Here is an 876-nt window from a genome sequence, read left to right as displayed (position 1 = left end):
GGCACCTGCGTGAATGTCGGCTGCGTACCGAAAAAGGTCATGTGGCACGCGGCGCAGATTGCCGAAGCGATCCACCAGTATGGGCCGGACTATGGTTTTGATACCACGGTTAACGCTTTTAACTGGGATGTTCTGGTGAAGAACCGCAGTGCCTATATCGATCGCATTCATCAGTCCTACAACACTGTGCTGGGCAAAAACCAGGTGGACGTCATCCACGGCTTTGCGCGTTTTGTCGATGCGCACACCGTTGAAGTGAATGGCGAAACCATCACTGCCGACCATATCGTGATTGCAACGGGCGGGCGACCGACACGTCCTTCGATTCCCGGTGCAGAGTACGGCATCGATTCCGACGGTTTTTTTGCGCTTAACGGATTGCCAAAGCGCACGGCAATTGTCGGTGCAGGTTATATCGCGGTTGAGATCGCCGGCGTCGTGAACGCGCTCGGTTCCGAAACCCATCTGTTTGTGCGTAAGCACACGCCGTTGCGCAGCTTCGATCCGATGATCTTCAGTACGCTGGTGGAAGTGATGAAGGCAGAAGGTCCGTTGCTACATACCGAATCCACGCCACAGGCGGTGGAAAAGAACGCGGATGGCAGCCTGACCCTGCATCTGACCAACGGTGAATCCTATACCGTGGATTGCCTGATTTGGGCAATTGGTCGCGAACCGGCAACCGATAACCTGAATATTGAAGCGGCGGGCGTCATCAAAGATGAGCGCGGTTTTATCAAGGTGGATAAATACCAGAACACCAACGTGCCCGGTGTTTATGCGGTGGGCGACAACACGGGTGCCGTTGAACTGACGCCAGTGGCTGTTGCGGCGGGGCGTCGTCTCTCAGAACGGCTGTTTAACAACAAGCCGGAA

The 876-nt window shown here is 55.3% G+C and carries 1 protein-coding gene; it reads left to right on the top strand.

The window, feature by feature from the left end; all coding sequences use genetic code 11:
• The coding region (locus J5224_RS31105) for an FAD-dependent oxidoreductase (protein ID WP_264628864.1) at positions 1-876 on the top strand (876 nt) is incomplete at both ends.

This window comes from Candidatus Symbiopectobacterium sp. NZEC135 (assembly GCF_025962695.1).
Note: the sequence above shows the minus strand (reverse complement) of the source record. Positions and strands in the feature narration are given on the sequence as shown.